Source organism: Oleiphilus sp. HI0043, assembly GCF_001634935.1.
Genome location: NZ_LWEY01001678.1, coordinates 1 through 724, shown reverse-complemented (window position 1 = coordinate 724; position 724 = coordinate 1). Strand labels below are relative to the sequence as shown.

At 44.1% G+C, this 724-nt stretch carries 2 protein-coding genes; both read right to left on the bottom strand.

The genetic code is table 11. The features are described 5' to 3' along the window. On the bottom strand, positions 1-325 hold a 325-nt coding region (locus tag A3729_RS25470), incomplete at its 3' end, for a UvrD-helicase domain-containing protein (protein ID WP_156498135.1). A gap of 162 nt (positions 326-487) precedes the next feature. Then, positions 488-724 (bottom strand): hypothetical protein (locus A3729_RS33455; RefSeq protein WP_231877505.1); only part of this gene is annotated, 237 nt, incomplete at its 5' end.

Genomic DNA, 724 nt, shown 5'->3' with positions numbered 1-724 from the left:
CCGGAAGATTTGCTTCTTTGGAATGTGCGCGCAGAAAACGGTGAGCAATGCCATGGAAAGTACCAAACCAAAGGTTTCGTGCAGGCAGGTCCAACAATTGCTCGATACGGCCCCTCATTTCCTTGGCAGCTTTGTTAGTGAAGGTCACTGCCATAATTGAAGAAGGGCTTAAGCGTTCAATTTCCATCAACCAGGCAATTCGGTGTACCAATACTCGGGTTTTGCCACTTCCGGCTCCAGCAAGAACCAATAAGTTTTGCATAGGTGCAGCAACAGCACTGCGTTGTGCGTCATTCAAACCGTCAAGAATATGGGATACGTCCATGGGGGTATTTTTACCGAGAACTAATGATTATATGAAAATATTGCTGCTCATCTTACAGCAGCTATGTAAGAGATCAAGATGTGTTGGCTTGCTANATGTAGGACGAAAAAAAGGGCCTCAAAGGCCCTTTGATATCCGCTGAACTCACGGAAACTTTGACTGCTAGAAAAGAAAGTAGATATATAAACCAATGTGGCTACCGTCAGAATCAGGGCCTGAGTCTACTGAGCTACCATTGTACTTTGTTACTTCGTAGTTTATATCGACGTACCTTAAAGCAATGACTGCACTATCAGAAGTCTTATATCCGTACTCTATAACTAAGCCGCTGGCATCTTCGAATTCAGCATTCTCGTCAAGCCCAATATCATCTGATTCTGCTTCAAATTCTGGGCTGGT